This is a genomic window from Limnohabitans sp. MMS-10A-178, assembly GCF_003063375.1.
In the GTDB taxonomy this organism is placed as follows: Bacteria; Pseudomonadota; Gammaproteobacteria; order Burkholderiales; family Burkholderiaceae_C; genus Limnohabitans_A.
Genome location: NZ_NERY01000004.1, coordinates 26217 through 40092 on the forward strand (window position 1 = coordinate 26217; position 13876 = coordinate 40092).

A 13876-nucleotide genomic window follows, 5' to 3' on the forward strand; every position below is an offset into this window, starting at 1 on the left:
CCCCTGCCAACGCTGAAAATTATTGGACGTTGCCTTGGCGCATTTGCGCCGCAGCCATTAACTGTGAACGAGCGTATTGAGCGCGTTGGTTGAACTGTGGGCGCTTGGCTTCAGAAATGGGCTCGGCAGAGCCTTGCTGCGCCAAGGTGAGCGGATCGACGTGGCGGCCATTGATGCGAAACTCGAAGTGCAAGTGAGGGCCAGTAGACATGCCTGTTGAGCCCACAGCGCCAATGTTGTCGCCTTGCTTGATGGTTTGTCCTTTGCGCACATTCATGCGGCTAAGGTGTGCATACACGGTGCTTTGGCTGGCATTGTGTTGAATTACAACCATGTTGCCATAGGCGCCTTGGTAGCTGCTTTCTGTAACCACGCCATCGGCTACGGACATCACTGGGGTGCCAGTGGGGGCCGCGTAGTCAACACCGGTGTGCGCGCGTTGGGTGTGCAAAATGGGGTGCAAGCGCATGCCAAAACCGCTGGTGCGCCTAGAGTAAGGCACTGGAGAGGCCAAGAAGGCGCGGCGCAGGCTATCGCCACCCATGGTGTAGTAAGCGCCTTTTTGTCCGGGCTCTTGGAACCACACAGCGTCATAGGTTTTTTTGTCGTTGGTAATTTCAGCGCTGAGCAAGCGGCCTGTGCGCAGGGGTTCGCCTTCGGCTTCTAGCGTTTCGTAAACCACAGAGAACACAGCGCCTTTGCGCAAGGCACGGTGGAAGTCAATTTGGCCTGAGAACACATCGGCCAATTGGCGTGTGACGGTGTCGGGCAGGCGGGCTTCGTCGGACGCCGCATACAAGGAAGAGGCCACAGTGCCACCCGCCATGCGAACGCTGGCTGTGAGAGGTGCGGTGTCGGTGCGAACGCTAAACTGGTTGTTGGCATTGCGCGTGATCACCATGCGCTGAAACTGGCTGTCGCTGTCGCTTTTGAGCCAACGCGTGGTGAGGGTGAGCAGTTGTTGCTGTTCGTTGGCTTCGACCGACACATTGCGGCCAGAGCGGTTGAGCAAAGCTTGACGTACTTCGGGTGTTTTCCGAATGTAGTTGGCCGCAGCAGAGTCGACCAAGCCTAAACGCCTGAGCAAGCTCTCGGCTGTATCGGAGCCGCGTGTGATGTCGTTGCGATAGAGTTTGAGTGTTTGCTGCTCTAAGGCGGCCACTTGGGCTTCAAGGTTGGGCGTTTGCAGGGGTTCAACCAAGGTGCTAACTGGCAGATTGGAGGCATCGGGTCCCAGATTGGCAACCGCAAACGCGCCACCGCCGCCGCCCAGCAGCACAGCTGCCAAGACGGTGGTAACGTGTTTGGGATGACGCGCAACAAAATCCCGCAGCGTTTGGCTGTGGACTTTGGCCATGGCCAACAGCGCGAGGCTGTGGGGTTTGGCGCGTGTCAAAAACTGGTTGATGAAATTCATGCAGTCCGAAAAAAAACAATAGCAAGGTAAGCCCTTAAAATGGGGCAAACAATTACCGCCATTCTAACGCCTTAGAGAGCTGGCGTACACTGGAAAACCCTTATGAATTCACCCGTTTCCACCCAATATCCCGTGACAGATGCTGTCAAAGAAGCATTGGCAGTCACTTTGCGTGGCTGTGAAGAGCTGATTCCGCAGGAAGATTGGGTGAAAAAACTGGCCAAATCGGAAGCCACGGGCGTGCCTTTGCGCATCAAATTGGGCTTGGACCCCACCGCCCCCGACATCCATGTGGGCCATACGGTGGTGTTGAACAAAATGCGCCAGTTGCAAAACCTGGGTCACCAAGTGATCTTTTTGATTGGCGACTTCACCAGCCTCATTGGCGATCCTTCGGGCCGCAACTCCACACGCCCGCCCTTAACGCCGGAACAAATCAAGGCCAATGCCGAAACCTATTACCGCCAAGCCAGCTTGGTGCTCGACCCCGCCAAAACCGAAATCAGGTACAACAGCGAGTGGAGTTTGCCGCTGGGTGCCATGGGCATGATTCAGTTGGCGGCCAAGTACACCGTGGCACGCATGATGGAGCGCAACGATTTTCACGATCGCTTTAAGGCGGGCACACCGATTAGCGTGCACGAGTTTTTGTACCCGCTCATGCAGGGCTACGACTCGGTGGCTTTGAAGTCCGACCTGGAGTTGGGCGGCACCGATCAAAAATTCAACTTGCTCATGGGCCGCCATTTGCAGGCCGAATATGGCCAAGAGCCGCAATGTATTTTGACCATGCCTTTGTTGGAAGGCCTAGATGGCGTGGACAAAATGTCCAAGTCAAAAAACAATTACATCGGTATCAGTGAAGAGCCCAACACCATGTTTGCCAAGGTGCTGTCTATCTCTGATGTGCTCATGTGGCGTTGGTACACCTTGTTGTCTTTCAAGTCGATGGCCGACATTGAGGCTTTGAAGAAACAGGTTTCTGACGGTTTGAATCCTAAAGAGGCCAAAGTGGCGTTGGCCAAGGAAATTACCTCGCGCTTCCATGGCGCTGCCGCTGCAGAGGCTGCTGAGCAAGACTTTATCAACCGCAGCAAGGGCGGAGTGCCCGATGAAATTCCTGAAGTGAGTTTGAGCGGTGCACCTTTGGGCATTGGCAACTTACTCAAAATGGCCGGGCTGGCGCCTTCGGGTTCTGAAGCCAATCGATTGATTGATGGCGGCGGTGTGCGTGTCGACTCGTCGGTGGTGAGCGACAAGGGCCTGAAATTGGAAGCCGGCACGTATGTGGTTCAGGTGGGCAAGCGCAAATTTGCGCGTGTGCATTTGGCGGCTTAACGCTGTTCATTTGACTTGGCGCGTGGCCAAAGTGGTGCTTGTGCGTTAACCTGAAGCCATGATTTCAAAATTACCCGCTTGGTCTCCGCGCACCCTCATGTGGGCGTCGGTGGTGGTGGCCATTTTGACCATTACCCTCAAAACTTTGGCTTGGTGGATCACAGATTCTGTGGGTTTGTTGTCAGACGCCATGGAGTCTTTGGTCAATTTGGCCAGTGCGGTTTTTGGCTTGGTGATGGTCACGGTGGCCGCGCAGCCGGCCGATGCAGAACACCCTTACGGTCATCACAAAGCAGAATATTTTTCGTCTGGCTTTGAAGGCATTTTGATCATTGTGGCGGCCGTTGGCATTATCTGGGCGGCCAGCCATCGTATTTTTGATCCGCAGCCCATCGAGCAAGTGGGCTTGGGTTTGGCTTTGTCGGTCATCAGTTCTGTTTTGAATGGCGTGTTGGCTTGGGTGATGTTTGGTGCGGCCAAGGCGCACCGCTCTATTGCTTTGGAGGCCGATGCCAAGCATTTGGTGACCGATGTGTGGACCTCGGTGGGGGTGGTCATTGGCATTGGCTTGGTCAGCCTCACTGGGTGGTTGTGGTTAGACGCGGTGGTGGCCATTGCGGTGGCGCTGAATATTTTGAAAGAAGGCGTGCACCTCATTTGGCGTTCGTCACAAGGATTGATGGACGAGGCCGTAGAGCCAGAGACCATTGCCAAAATCAATGAAACATTGGCGGGGTTTGCATATCAGCGCGATGAGGTGTCGATCATTCGCTTTGACCACATCAATACACGCCAAGCGGGGCAACGTCTGTTTGTCGATTTGCACATGCACATGCCCGCTTCATGGACCTTGGGCCGCGCGGCGGCGCTGCGAACCAGTGTGGAGCAGGCCCTCATGAGTGCGGTGCCTGGTTTGCGTGCTTCCATCCAGTTGTTGCCTTCTGACGTAGAAGCTCACTTTGATTCTGAAAGAGATTTGCTGTGATTGGTGTAGCGCAACGTGTGCTTGAAGCACGAGTGGTAGTAGATGGCCAAGTGATTGGACAAATACAAAAGGGTTTGTTGTTGCTCTTGTGTGCAGAACAAGGCGACACGGTGGCCAATGCTGACAAGATGCTGAGCAAGCTTTTGAAGTTGCGCATTTTCAGTGACGAAAACGGCAAGATGAATCGCTCATTGCAAGATTTGGATGGCCAAGGTTTGCAAGGTGGTTTGTTGGTGGTGAGCCAGTTCACTTTGGCCGCCGATGTAAGCGGCGGCAATCGCCCCAGCTTTACCCGCGCCGCATCGCCCGCAGATGGCCAACGCCTTTACGACTACTTCGTAGCCCAAGCCCGCGAGGCCCACCCCATTGTGCAAACCGGCCAGTTTGCCGCCGATATGAAGGTGCACTTGATCAACGATGGCCCTGTGACCATTCCAATTCAAATGTAATTGGGTCAGGTTTTTTCTCTCTCCGGAGAGAGCAAAACAATTGGGGTCAGATCAACATTAATTTGGTCAAAGACCAAATTAATGTTGATCTGACCCCAATTGTTTGACCCCAATTGTTTTTTCCCAAAACTCACACACACGCATAATCGACGCATGAACGAAAACAAAAATGATTTTTCGAAGCTGAGTTTGTCGGCTTCGATGTTGGGCAATTTGGCGCAGTTGGGCTATTTGCAAATGACTGCCATTCAGGCGGCCAGTTTGCCAGTCACTTTGGCGGGCAAAGACTTGATTGCGCAGGCCAGTACGGGCAGTGGTAAGACGGCTGCGTTTGGTATTCCGCTTGTGGAAAAAATTCTGCCCGCAGACTTTGCGGTGCAGGCCATGATTTTGTGCCCCACTCGCGAGTTGGCTGATCAAGTGAGTCAAGAGATTCGGCGCCTGGCGCGCGCTGTGGGCAATGTCAAAGTGGTCACGCTTTGTGGCGGTGTAGCGCTTCGCGGCCAAGTGCTCAGTTTGGAACATGGCGCCCATGTGGTTGTGGGCACACCGGGTCGCATCATGGATCATTTAGAGCGTGGTTCTTTGAAACTCAAAGGCCTTAAAACTTTGGTGCTTGACGAAGCCGATCGCATGCTCGACATGGGCTTCTTTGACGACATTGCCACCGTAGCCAGACAGTGCCCGCCCAACAGACAAACCTTGTTGTTCTCGGCTACCTATCCTGAAGGCATTGCCAAGTTGGCCACGCAGTTCATGAAGGATCCGCAAACTGTGAAAGTGGAAACACAGCACAGCGCTAACAAGATTAAACAGATTTTTGTGCAGGTGAAAGAGTCTGAGAGACTGCATGCAGTGTCGATGGTGCTCAATCATTTCAGGCCCACTTCTACGCTGGCCTTTTGCAATACCAAAGTGCAGTGCCGCGATTTGGTAGCGGTATTGCAAGCGCAAGGTTTTAGCGCGCTGGCGCTGTATGGAGAGTTAGAGCAACGCGAACGCGATCAAGTGCTCATTCAATTTGCCAACAGAAGTTGCTCCGTGTTGGTGGCCACGGATGTGGCGGCGCGCGGTTTGGATGTGGCGCAACTTGAGGCGGTGATCAACGTCGATGTCACGCCCGATGCTGAGGTGCACATACACCGCATTGGCCGCACAGGCCGCGCCGATGCTGAAGGTTTGGCCGTGAGTTTGGCCAGCATGGATGAGATGGGTTATGTGGGCAAGATTGAAGTGTTACAAGGGCGTGAGTCGAGCTGGCAAGAGCTGAGCACTTTGACGCCTGCAGGCAAAGACATGCTGGTGCCCGCCATGGCCACCTTGCAAATTGTGGGTGGCCGAAAAGAAAAAATTCGTGCGGGTGATGTGTTGGGCGCACTCACGGGCGATGCTGGTTACACGCGTGAGCAAGTGGGCAAGATCAATGTGAATGAATACTCTACTTATGTGGCCGTAGCGCGCGACATTGCGCGTGAAGCTGTAGCTAAGCTTTCGCGTGGTAAGGTCAAGGGCAAGTCTGTCAAGGTGCGATTGCTTGAAGATGCATCTGGTATTGAAAACGAATAAGCGCTAGCTTGGAGATGTTCAAGCCAGCAAATGCATTGAAGCCTCAAATCAATACGGGTTCTTAAACCCAAGCCTTTGCATGATCTCAATTTCATGCGCCTCCATGGCCTCGGCATCGGCCTCACTGGTTTCATGATCCCAGCCTTGCGCATGCAACGTGCCATGCACCAGCAAATGCGCATAGTGCGCCTGCAGAGTTTTGCCCTGGTCACGCGCCTCTTGCGCCACCACCGGTGCACACAACACCAAGTCAGCCATTACCACAGGCGATTGCATGTAATCAAACGTGAGCACGTTGGTGGCGTAATCTTTCTTGCGAAACTCACGATTCAAACGTTGGCCTTCTTCGGCGTCCACAATGCGCACCGTGATTTCGCCATCAGCGGCCAAGCTGTGTCGAATCCAACGGGCTACTTTGTGACGAGGCAAGGCGGTGCGATGGCGCGCAGCTTGCGCAATATGTCCAAATTGCAAAGACAGGTTAAGCGTAGGAAGTGCCATAAGATTTATGCGTGAATCTCAAGCATCAATCGATCGACTGCGCACCGTAGTCCGTTGCGCATCATAAGCATCCACAATGCGCGCTACCAAAGGATGGCGCACCACGTCTGCACTGCTAAAGCGCGTCATAGCAATGCCCTTCACGCGCCTTAACACCCTCTCAGCATCAATCAAACCACTGAGCTGCCCTTTGGGCAAATCGATTTGACTCACATCCCCCGTGACCACCGCCTTGGCGCCAAAGCCAATGCGCGTGAGGAACATTTTCATTTGCTCTGGCGTGGTGTTTTGGGCTTCGTCCAAAATGACAAAGGCGTTGTTCAAAGTACGTCCGCGCATGAAAGCCAAAGGCGCAATTTCAATGGCGTTGCGCTCAAAGGCTTTTTGCACTTTGTCATAGCCCATGAGGTCGTAAAGTGCGTCGTACAGAGGACGCAAATAGGGGTCGACCTTTTGCGACAAATCGCCCGGCAAAAAGCCCAATCGCTCGCCAGCTTCTACCGCAGGACGGGTTAAAACAATGCGCTGCACGCTAGCGCGCTCCAAAGCATCCACCGCACTGGCCACCGCCAAATAAGTTTTGCCCGTACCAGCGGGCCCAATGCCAAAGGTAATGTCGTGCGTGGCCATGTTGTCGATGTACAAGGTCTGTACGGGGGTGCGTGCTTTCAGATCGGCACGGCGCGTTAAAAGAGTGGCGGCGTCGGGATTGTTTGCTACTTCGGGGTCGCCGGTCATCATGAGCTGCAGGGAATCTTCTTTGATGGGCCGGTCGGCCATTTCATACAGCGCCTGCAGCAATTCCAGGGCTTGATTAGCCCGTGCCTTGGGGCCGTCAATTTTGAACTGTTCGTGCCGATGGGCAATTTTGACCTGCAGCCCCGCCTCAATGGTGCGCAAATGGGCGTCCATAGGGCCGCAAAGATGCGTCATGCGGGTATTGTTGTGCGGCGTGAAGTTGTGTCTGACAATCAAGCTGATAATCTCCTCGTACCCCCTAATGATAGGCACTTATCTGATGAAGAAGAACGGCACGCCATGATTGGTCAATTAACAGGCACTTTGATCGACAAAAACCCACCCGAAGTGCTGGTGGATTGTCATGGCGTGGGCTATGAGGTGAGTGTGCCCATGAGCACCTTTTACAACCTGCCCGCCTTGGGCGAAAAAGTGAAACTGCTCACGCATTTTGTGGTTCGAGAAGACGCGCAGCTGCTGTATGGCTTTGCCACGGCAGAAGAGCGCGCTGCCTTCAGGCAATTGATCAAAATTTCTGGCGTGGGCCCACGCACCGCTTTGAGTGTGCTGTCGGGCATGGGCGTGGCCGATTTGGCGCAGGCCATTACCCAACAAGAAGCCGGCCGTTTGGTCAAGGTGCCGGGCATTGGCAAAAAAACTGCCGAGCGTTTGCTGCTGGAGCTCAAGGGCAAGTTGGGCGCAGATTTGGTGATCACGGGCAGTGCATCGCACGATCACGCCAACGATATTTTGCAAGCGCTGGTGGCTTTGGGCTACAGTGACAAGGAAGCCGCTTTGGCCTTGAAATCTTTGCCCCCCGATGTGGGCGTAAGCGATGGCATCAAAATGGCACTCAAGGCCTTGGCCAAATAAACTGACAACATGAGCATTCAAACCGACGACTTTGGAACCCCACCACCCGCGCGCATGGTGGATGCCAAACCCGAGACACCTCAGGAAGAGGCCATTGAGCGCGCCTTGCGCCCCAAGTTGCTAGACGACTATGTGGGCCAAGCCAAGGTGCGCGAGCAACTCGAAATTTTCATTGGCGCGGCCAAAATGCGCGGTGAACCTTTAGACCACGTGCTGCTGTTTGGCCCACCGGGTTTGGGCAAGACAACCTTGAGCCACATCATTGCGGCAGAGCTGGGCGTCAACCTGCGTCAAACCAGTGGCCCCGTGCTTGAAAAACCCAAGGACTTGGCAGCACTGCTTACCAATTTGGAAAAGAACGATGTTTTGTTCATCGACGAAATTCACCGCTTGTCGCCCGTGGTGGAAGAAATTTTGTACCCCGCATTAGAGGACTACCAAATTGACATCATGATTGGTGAAGGCCCCGCGGCGCGCAGCATCAAGCTCGATTTGCAGCCCTTCACTTTGGTGGGCGCCACCACGCGCGCGGGCATGCTCACTAACCCACTGCGCGACCGCTTTGGCATTGTGTCGCGCTTAGAGTTTTACACCCCTGAAGAATTGGCGCGCATCGTCACGCGCAGTGCCAGCTTGCTCAAAGCGCCCATGGATGCAGAGGGCGGCCAAGAAATTGCCAAGCGCTCACGCGGTACACCGCGCATTGCCAACCGATTGCTCAGACGTGTACGCGACTACGCCGACGTCAAAGGCGTGGGCCACATCACGCACGACATTGCCAAACGCGCGTTGGCCATGCTTGATGTCGACCCCGAAGGCTTTGACCTGATGGACCGCAAATTATTGGAAGCTGTCATTCACCGTTTTGATGGTGGCCCAGTGGGGCTAGACAACATTGCGGCCAGCATAGGCGAAGAGCGCGACACCATTGAAGATGTGATTGAGCCTTACCTTATTCAGCAGGGTTTCTTGCAACGCACGCCCCGCGGTAGAACCGCAACCTTGGCAGCTTATCGTCATTTGGGCGTCACACCGCCTAAAACTTTGACACACGAATAACCAAGCTGAACCGCAGCGCTTCAGTATTCGTCGCGAGACTCTTCGCCCAAATGCGACGTGTCTGCCCAGCCCACCAAGGTGACGCTCTCGGGTGTCCACAACAAACGGTTGATGGCGGTGTTGGTGAGTGACCATGTACGCGGCGCTTGCAAATCTTGCTGCGTGGCAATGCGGTACAAGATGTCCATTACGCCGCCGTGTGCAAACAATGCAATGTGCTGGCCCATGTGCTTGGCTGCCAACTCGTTCAATGTTTGACGAATGCGTTGTTCAAGCATGACCAACGATTCACCGCCATTGGGCGGTGCCCAATGCGGATCGCGTTTGCGCCACTTCATAGAATCTTCAGGCAAGTCTTGTTCAATTTCGGCAAAGGTTTTGCCTTCAAACGCGCCAAAGCAGCGCTCGCGCAGACCAGGGTGGCTGATGGCTTCAAGGCCTTGCTGAACTGCCACCGCTGTGGCTGTTTGGTGTGCTCGCTGAAGGTCGCTGGAGTACACCGCATGCAAGGGATCTTGCGCAGCCAAGGTTTTGGCCAGTTGTTCGGCTTGCCACATTCCTTTGGCGTTGAGGGGGATGTCGAGGTGGCCTTGAATGCGAGTGTCTACGTTCCAAGCGGTTTCGCCATGTCGAATGGCCAGAATACGGGTTGCTTGCATTTATCTAGAAATGGGAATGTCAACGCGCCTTTTGACGGTGCTGGGACTGGGGAATCCCTGCAGCGCTGCAGAAATCATGGTGCGCAAAATATTGGCATGATCGGACCAAGGTCCATCGTGTGTGGCCTTGGTTTGGTACACCACTTGGCTGGTGGAGAGATCGCGAATGATGATGCTCACTTCTTGGGCATAGCTCACAGTAGGCGGAAAGCCATGCCGCATGCCAGGGTAGACCGGTGTCATCAAAGACCAACCAACACCAGTACTAACACCTCGCGGGCGATAACCGGTGCCTCCGCGAATGTACACATGATTGATCCATGGCCCCCGCACAGGACGACCCCAAGTGTCAGTGATGAATTCGGCAGTGCGCACACCAATCCAAACGCTGTACTGCGCATCAACGTCGTTGCGGGTCCAACCCAAGGGGGCTAGCGCAGTCACAAGTTCATTTTCGGCCCATCCGGCTTGCATGTTGTTGACGTCGGCGGGCAGTCGCTCCAGTCTAAATTGAGCTTTGGCGGGCGCAGGATTTTGCGGTAGCCACTGCGCATTGGTTTGAACCTGACTTTCTATGACGCGAACTGTGCTGCAGCCAGAGAGAAATGCCACGCACAATGTGGCAAGGCAGAGCGTCCATAACTTGAAATGACGTGACATGGTTTGCACTTTCATTTTGAGGTTGAACAAAAAGGCTATGGTCAGAATTAAAGTTGGACCACTTGCACACCTTGCAAGCTGGCCATCACATTGGGCGCTTCAAAACTCTCTTCGTCAAATGCTTTGTCGCCTTCATCGCTTGGCAAACCTGTGATTTTGAGATTTTTAAAATCGTGCAAGTTGGCATCCATTAAATGCGAGGGCACCACATTTTGCAAAGCTGAAAACATGTTTTCAATGCGGCCTGGAAATTTCTTTTGCCATTCGCGAATCATGTTGCCAATTTGCACGCGCTGCAGGTTTTGTTGGCTGCCGCACAAAGTGCATGGAATGATGGGGAACTGGCGGTGCTCGGCCCAGCGCGACAGGTCGGCTTCGGCCACATGGGCCAAGGGTCGAATGACCATGAATTCGCCGTTGTCGCTTAAGAGTTTGGGCGGCATGCCTTTGAGCTTGCCACCAAAAAACATATTCAGGAAAAACGTTTGCAGCATGTCATCGCGGTGATGACCCAGCGCCAATTTGTTGCATTTGAGTTGGCCCGCCACTTTGTACAAAATACCTCGGCGCAAACGACTGCACAAACTGCACATGGTTTTGCCTTCGGGAATTTTGTCCTTCACGATGGAGTAGGTGTCTTGTGTTTCAATGTGAAACGGGATGCCCATGTTTTTCAAATAGGTGGGCAAAATTTCGGCAGGAAAGCCCGGCTGCTTTTGGTCCAAGTTGACCGCGATTAACTCGAAATCAACAGGCGCACGCTGTTTCATTTTGAGCAAAATGTCGAGCATGCCGTAACTGTCTTTGCCACCCGACATGCAGACCATGATGCGGTCGCCTTCTTCAATCATATTGAATTCGCTGATGGCCTGACCCACCTGGCGGCACAAGCGCTTTTCTAACTTGTGCACTTCACGTTCAATTTTGACGGCCTTGGCTTTCTGGGCGGCCTGATCTTCGGCTTCATCGGCCACGCTTTCTAACCAAGCATTGTGGGTGGGTGCATTCATGGTTTCACCATTGTCCTGTTTCCATGCGAATGGCAACTTCGCAGTCTTCAAAAATTTCTAACTTGGCAATCTTCACGCGAACACCTTTGACGCCATGCAGTTGCATGAGGCGGTGAGACAGTTTGCCAATGAGGCTTTCGAGCAAATTGACGTGCTCGGCAGTGCATTCATCGATGATGATTTTGCGCACCTTGCGATAGTCAAGCACATTGCTGATGTCGTCATCGCGAGGCAGCAAAGGTTGTGGGCCCAAATTGAGTTCGGCATCCACTTGAATGGGTTGCGGCGCAGTTTTCTCGTGCTCCAAAATGCCTAAGTTGGCATCAAAGCGCAAGCCAGTGAGCGTGAGTGTTTGCATGCCAGAGGTGGCCGCTGTGGGATTAGGCGTGGCGGTCATGGCTCTCACATCAAAGAAAAATCGCGCTCGAATTTCATCAAGTGCTGTCCGCCATCGACCAACAAAGTGGTGCCTGTGATGGCGCGGTTGTGCATGGCAAACACCACAGTGCTCACCACATCCTCAACCGATGAGGAGCGGCCCAAGGGGCTGAGCTTGTGGAGTTGTTTAAATTTGTCGTCGTCCAACATGTGGCTAGTGAGAGTGAGGCCAGGCGCGACGCCCACCACCCGAACCAAGGGGGCCAATGCTTGAGCCAGCAATGTATTGGCTGACTCCAAAGCGGCTTTGGACAATGTGTAACTCAAAAAATCGGGGTTGGGGTTCCACAACTTTTGATCGAGCATGTTGATCACCACCGATTCGGCGGATTGCGCACCACTGGCCTGGCAATGTTGATGCAGTGCCTGCGCCAACACAATGGCCGCACCTGTGTTGCTGGCCCAATGCGCGGCCATGTTGGCGTAGCTAAAGGTTTGCACATCGTCGTGTTCAAACAAAGCGGCGCTGTTGACCACCGCATCGACTTGACCCAATTGCTGCACCACGCGCGGCAACAGTTGGCGCGTGGCCACTTCATCGGCCAAATCGGCTTGAAAAATAAAGTGATGCGGGTCTATTGATTGATTGGCTGCATTCAGTGCCAAACAATCTTGGGCCGTTTGAAGCGCCTCCGATTCAGAGCTTCGGTAGTGCACCGCTACACGCCATCCCGCTTTGGCCAAGCCCAAAGCAATTTCACGGCCCAAGCGCTTGCCGGCACCTGTGACCAGGGCCGTGCGGGGGGCAGAAGAAAGAGGAGCCGACATTCGGAGACAATCTGGGGGTGATGACAGAACCACATAGTTTAACGACCGCCATGTTGGCGCGGGTGCACAAGGCCATTTTGGCGGCCGAAGGCTGGTTGCCGTTTGATCAGTTCATGGCGCTGGCCCTGTATGAACCCGGTTTGGGCTATTACGCCAATCAGCAGCCCAAGTTTGGCAGCATGCCCCAGTCGGGCAGCGATTTTGTGACGGCACCCGAGTTGTCGGCCTTGTTTGGGGCCACCTTGGCCCAGCAAGTGGCAGAAGCTTTGAGTGCCACCGGCACCGACGAAGTGTGGGAATTTGGCGCAGGCAGTGGTGCTTTGGCGCACCAGTTGCTGAGTGAACTCAAGCGCTTGGGGTGCCCCCTGAAGCGCTACAACATCATGGACTTGTCCAGCACCTTGAAGGCCAGGCAGCAAGCCAAATTGGCCGAATGGGGGCATCTAGTTCAGTGGTTGAACCAATGGCCCGACAGCTTGCAGGGCGTGGTGGTGGGCAATGAAGTGCTCGATGCCATGCCTGTGAAGTTGCTCCACCGCATTCAAGGCCAGTGGCACGAAAGGGGTGTGGTGCATTCTGACAACGCAGCAGGTTTGGCTTGGCAAGATCGACCGACCGCGCTTCGCCCCCCTATGGAGCCAGCAGGTGAACACGATTATTTGACCGAAATTCAGCCGCAAGCAGAGGCCTTTGTCGCCAGCTTGGCAGAGCGCATGTTGGCCAGCGAGAAGGGCGGCGCAGCGTTCTTTCTGGATTACGGCTTTCCAGAGTCGGAGTATTTTCATCCAGAGCGGCACATGGGCACCGTGATGTGCCATCAGGCGCACAAGGCCGACCCCAACCCGCTAGAGGCCGTGGGCTTGAAGGACATTACCGCGCATGTGAATTTCACGGGCATTGCTCTGGCCGGCCAAGACGCAGGCTTGCAGGTTTTGGGCTACACCAGCCAATCCCGCTTTTTATTGAACTTGGGTTTGGCCGAAAGAATGGCCGATTCTCCCTTGGCCGAGCGGGCGCAGGCCATGAAACTCATCAGCGAGCACGAAATGGGTGAGCTGTTCAAGGTGATTGGATTTGCTACGCACATGTACACGCAAACGGCCATGCCCACGCCCACGCTTTGGCAAGCCCAAGGTTTTGCCGCGGGCGACCGCAGCCACAAGCTTTAAGGCCTTTGTTTATGATGCGCTGGCTCATTGTGGTTTTTTTGGCGCTGTTGTTGATCAGCTGGGTGAGGCCGTGGATGGAAAAAATGGGCTTGGGTAAATTGCCTGGCGACTTTCACTTCAAACTTTTTGGCAGAGAGTGGTACATCCCCTTCACCAGCACCTTGTTGCTGAGTTTTGTGTTGAGCCTGTTGACCAAGTTGTTGTAAATAAAAGGCTTCTTTTAAAACATTTGTGTTACAGTTCGGG

16 protein-coding genes are annotated in these 13876 nt (G+C 54.2%); 8 read left to right on the forward strand and 8 right to left on the reverse strand.

Translation table 11 applies throughout. The features are described from left to right. Positions 1-19: 19 nt before the first annotated feature. Positions 20-1417 carry a M23 family metallopeptidase gene (locus B9Z32_RS13300; RefSeq protein ID WP_233248324.1) on the reverse strand — a complete coding sequence of 466 codons (1398 nt, stop codon included), beginning with the start codon at positions 1415-1417 and terminating at the stop codon, positions 20-22. A 102-nt stretch (positions 1418-1519) separates the two neighbouring features. On the opposite strand from B9Z32_RS13300, the gene tyrS reads away from it, so the two are divergent. The 4 genes from tyrS to dbpA all read left to right on the forward strand — a co-directional run bounded on the left by tyrS (position 1520) and on the right by dbpA (position 5755). Continuing rightward, positions 1520-2755, forward strand: coding sequence for a tyrosine--tRNA ligase (tyrS, locus tag B9Z32_RS13305; protein ID WP_108421932.1), 1236 nt, complete (start codon positions 1520-1522; stop codon positions 2753-2755). A 58-nt stretch (positions 2756-2813) separates the two neighbouring features. Beyond that, positions 2814-3740, forward strand: a complete 927-nt coding sequence (locus tag B9Z32_RS13310; RefSeq protein ID WP_108421933.1) for a cation diffusion facilitator family transporter — start codon at positions 2814-2816, stop codon at positions 3738-3740. Continuing rightward, positions 3737-4189, forward strand: coding sequence for a D-aminoacyl-tRNA deacylase (gene dtd / locus B9Z32_RS13315; RefSeq protein WP_108421934.1), 453 nt, complete (start codon positions 3737-3739; stop codon positions 4187-4189). The genes B9Z32_RS13310 and dtd overlap by 4 nt, the downstream gene beginning before the upstream one ends. A 153-nt stretch (positions 4190-4342) precedes the next feature. Next, positions 4343-5755 carry an ATP-dependent RNA helicase DbpA gene (dbpA, locus tag B9Z32_RS13320; RefSeq protein WP_108421935.1) on the forward strand — a complete coding sequence of 471 codons (1413 nt, stop codon included), beginning with the start codon at positions 4343-4345 and terminating at the stop codon, positions 5753-5755. Between the two features lie 48 nt (positions 5756-5803). Here dbpA and ybeY read toward each other — a convergent pair whose 3' ends face one another. Both ybeY and B9Z32_RS13330 read right to left on the reverse strand, forming a co-directional pair. Continuing rightward, a complete protein-coding gene (gene ybeY / locus B9Z32_RS13325) occupies positions 5804-6256 on the reverse strand; it encodes an rRNA maturation RNase YbeY (RefSeq protein WP_108421936.1) in 453 nt (150 codons plus the stop codon). A gap of 18 nt (positions 6257-6274) precedes the next feature. Next, a complete protein-coding gene (locus B9Z32_RS13330) occupies positions 6275-7231 on the reverse strand; it encodes a PhoH family protein (protein WP_108422066.1) in 957 nt (318 codons plus the stop codon). A gap of 63 nt (positions 7232-7294) precedes the next feature. On the opposite strand from B9Z32_RS13330, the gene ruvA reads away from it, so the two are divergent. Both ruvA and ruvB read left to right on the forward strand, forming a co-directional pair. Next, positions 7295-7867 (forward strand): Holliday junction branch migration protein RuvA, encoded by a 573-nt coding sequence (ruvA, locus tag B9Z32_RS13335; protein WP_108421937.1) that lies wholly within the window; start codon positions 7295-7297, stop codon positions 7865-7867. Positions 7868-7876: 9 nt separating this feature from the next. Beyond that, positions 7877-8926, forward strand: a complete 1050-nt coding sequence (gene ruvB, locus B9Z32_RS13340) for a Holliday junction branch migration DNA helicase RuvB (protein WP_108421938.1) — start codon at positions 7877-7879, stop codon at positions 8924-8926. Between the two features lie 20 nt (positions 8927-8946). Here ruvB and B9Z32_RS13345 read toward each other — a convergent pair whose 3' ends face one another. Genes B9Z32_RS13345 through B9Z32_RS13365 form a run of 5 tightly spaced genes read right to left on the reverse strand, consistent with a single transcriptional unit; the run spans position 8947 to position 12461 of the window. After that, positions 8947-9585, reverse strand: a complete 639-nt coding sequence (locus tag B9Z32_RS13345; protein WP_108421939.1) for a histidine phosphatase family protein — start codon at positions 9583-9585, stop codon at positions 8947-8949. Further along, positions 9586-10245 (reverse strand): DUF4136 domain-containing protein, encoded by a 660-nt coding sequence (locus B9Z32_RS13350; RefSeq protein ID WP_146179499.1) that lies wholly within the window; start codon positions 10243-10245, stop codon positions 9586-9588. A 47-nt stretch (positions 10246-10292) separates the two neighbouring features. After that, the gene (gene ttcA / locus B9Z32_RS13355) at positions 10293-11255 is read right to left on the reverse strand and encodes a tRNA 2-thiocytidine(32) synthetase TtcA (RefSeq protein WP_108422067.1); all 963 of its coding nucleotides are present in this window, start codon (positions 11253-11255) and stop codon (positions 10293-10295) included. Between the two features lie 4 nt (positions 11256-11259). Further along, positions 11260-11652, reverse strand: a complete 393-nt coding sequence (locus tag B9Z32_RS13360; protein WP_108421941.1) for a dihydroneopterin aldolase — start codon at positions 11650-11652, stop codon at positions 11260-11262. Between the two features lie 5 nt (positions 11653-11657). Then, the gene (locus B9Z32_RS13365; protein ID WP_108421942.1) at positions 11658-12461 is read right to left on the reverse strand and encodes an SDR family oxidoreductase; all 804 of its coding nucleotides are present in this window, start codon (positions 12459-12461) and stop codon (positions 11658-11660) included. Between the two features lie 20 nt (positions 12462-12481). Between B9Z32_RS13365 and B9Z32_RS13370 the strand changes: the two genes are divergently transcribed. Both B9Z32_RS13370 and B9Z32_RS13375 read left to right on the forward strand, forming a co-directional pair. Next, complete coding sequence (locus B9Z32_RS13370) at positions 12482-13630, forward strand: class I SAM-dependent methyltransferase (protein ID WP_199220007.1); 1149 nt, start codon at positions 12482-12484, stop codon at positions 13628-13630. Between the two features lie 11 nt (positions 13631-13641). Then, positions 13642-13836 carry a DUF2905 domain-containing protein gene (locus B9Z32_RS13375; protein WP_108421944.1) on the forward strand — a complete coding sequence of 65 codons (195 nt, stop codon included), beginning with the start codon at positions 13642-13644 and terminating at the stop codon, positions 13834-13836. Positions 13837-13876: the final 40 nt, after the last annotated feature.

Bases quoted from the DNA above. Each gene is read 5' to 3' on its own strand.
- B9Z32_RS13300 (WP_233248324.1), bottom strand. From the start codon at position 1,417: ATGAATTTCATCAACCAGTTTTTGACACGCGCCAAACCCCACAGCCTC.
- tyrS (WP_108421932.1), top strand. From the start codon at position 1,520: ATGAATTCACCCGTTTCCACCCAATATCCCGTGACAGATGCTGTCAAA.
- B9Z32_RS13310 (WP_108421933.1), top strand. From the start codon at position 2,814: ATGATTTCAAAATTACCCGCTTGGTCTCCGCGCACCCTCATGTGGGCG.
- dbpA (WP_108421935.1), top strand. From the start codon at position 4,343: ATGAACGAAAACAAAAATGATTTTTCGAAGCTGAGTTTGTCGGCTTCG.
- ybeY (WP_108421936.1), bottom strand. From the start codon at position 6,256: ATGGCACTTCCTACGCTTAACCTGTCTTTGCAATTTGGACATATTGCG.
- ruvA (WP_108421937.1), top strand. From the start codon at position 7,295: ATGATTGGTCAATTAACAGGCACTTTGATCGACAAAAACCCACCCGAA.
- ruvB (WP_108421938.1), top strand. From the start codon at position 7,877: ATGAGCATTCAAACCGACGACTTTGGAACCCCACCACCCGCGCGCATG.
- B9Z32_RS13345 (WP_108421939.1), bottom strand. From the start codon at position 9,585: ATGCAAGCAACCCGTATTCTGGCCATTCGACATGGCGAAACCGCTTGG.
- B9Z32_RS13350 (WP_146179499.1), bottom strand. From the start codon at position 10,245: ATGTCACGTCATTTCAAGTTATGGACGCTCTGCCTTGCCACATTGTGC.
- ttcA (WP_108422067.1), bottom strand. From the start codon at position 11,255: ATGAATGCACCCACCCACAATGCTTGGTTAGAAAGCGTGGCCGATGAA.
- B9Z32_RS13360 (WP_108421941.1), bottom strand. From the start codon at position 11,652: ATGACCGCCACGCCTAATCCCACAGCGGCCACCTCTGGCATGCAAACA.
- B9Z32_RS13365 (WP_108421942.1), bottom strand. From the start codon at position 12,461: ATGTCGGCTCCTCTTTCTTCTGCCCCCCGCACGGCCCTGGTCACAGGT.
- B9Z32_RS13370 (WP_199220007.1), top strand. From the start codon at position 12,482: ATGACAGAACCACATAGTTTAACGACCGCCATGTTGGCGCGGGTGCAC.
- B9Z32_RS13375 (WP_108421944.1), top strand. From the start codon at position 13,642: ATGATGCGCTGGCTCATTGTGGTTTTTTTGGCGCTGTTGTTGATCAGC.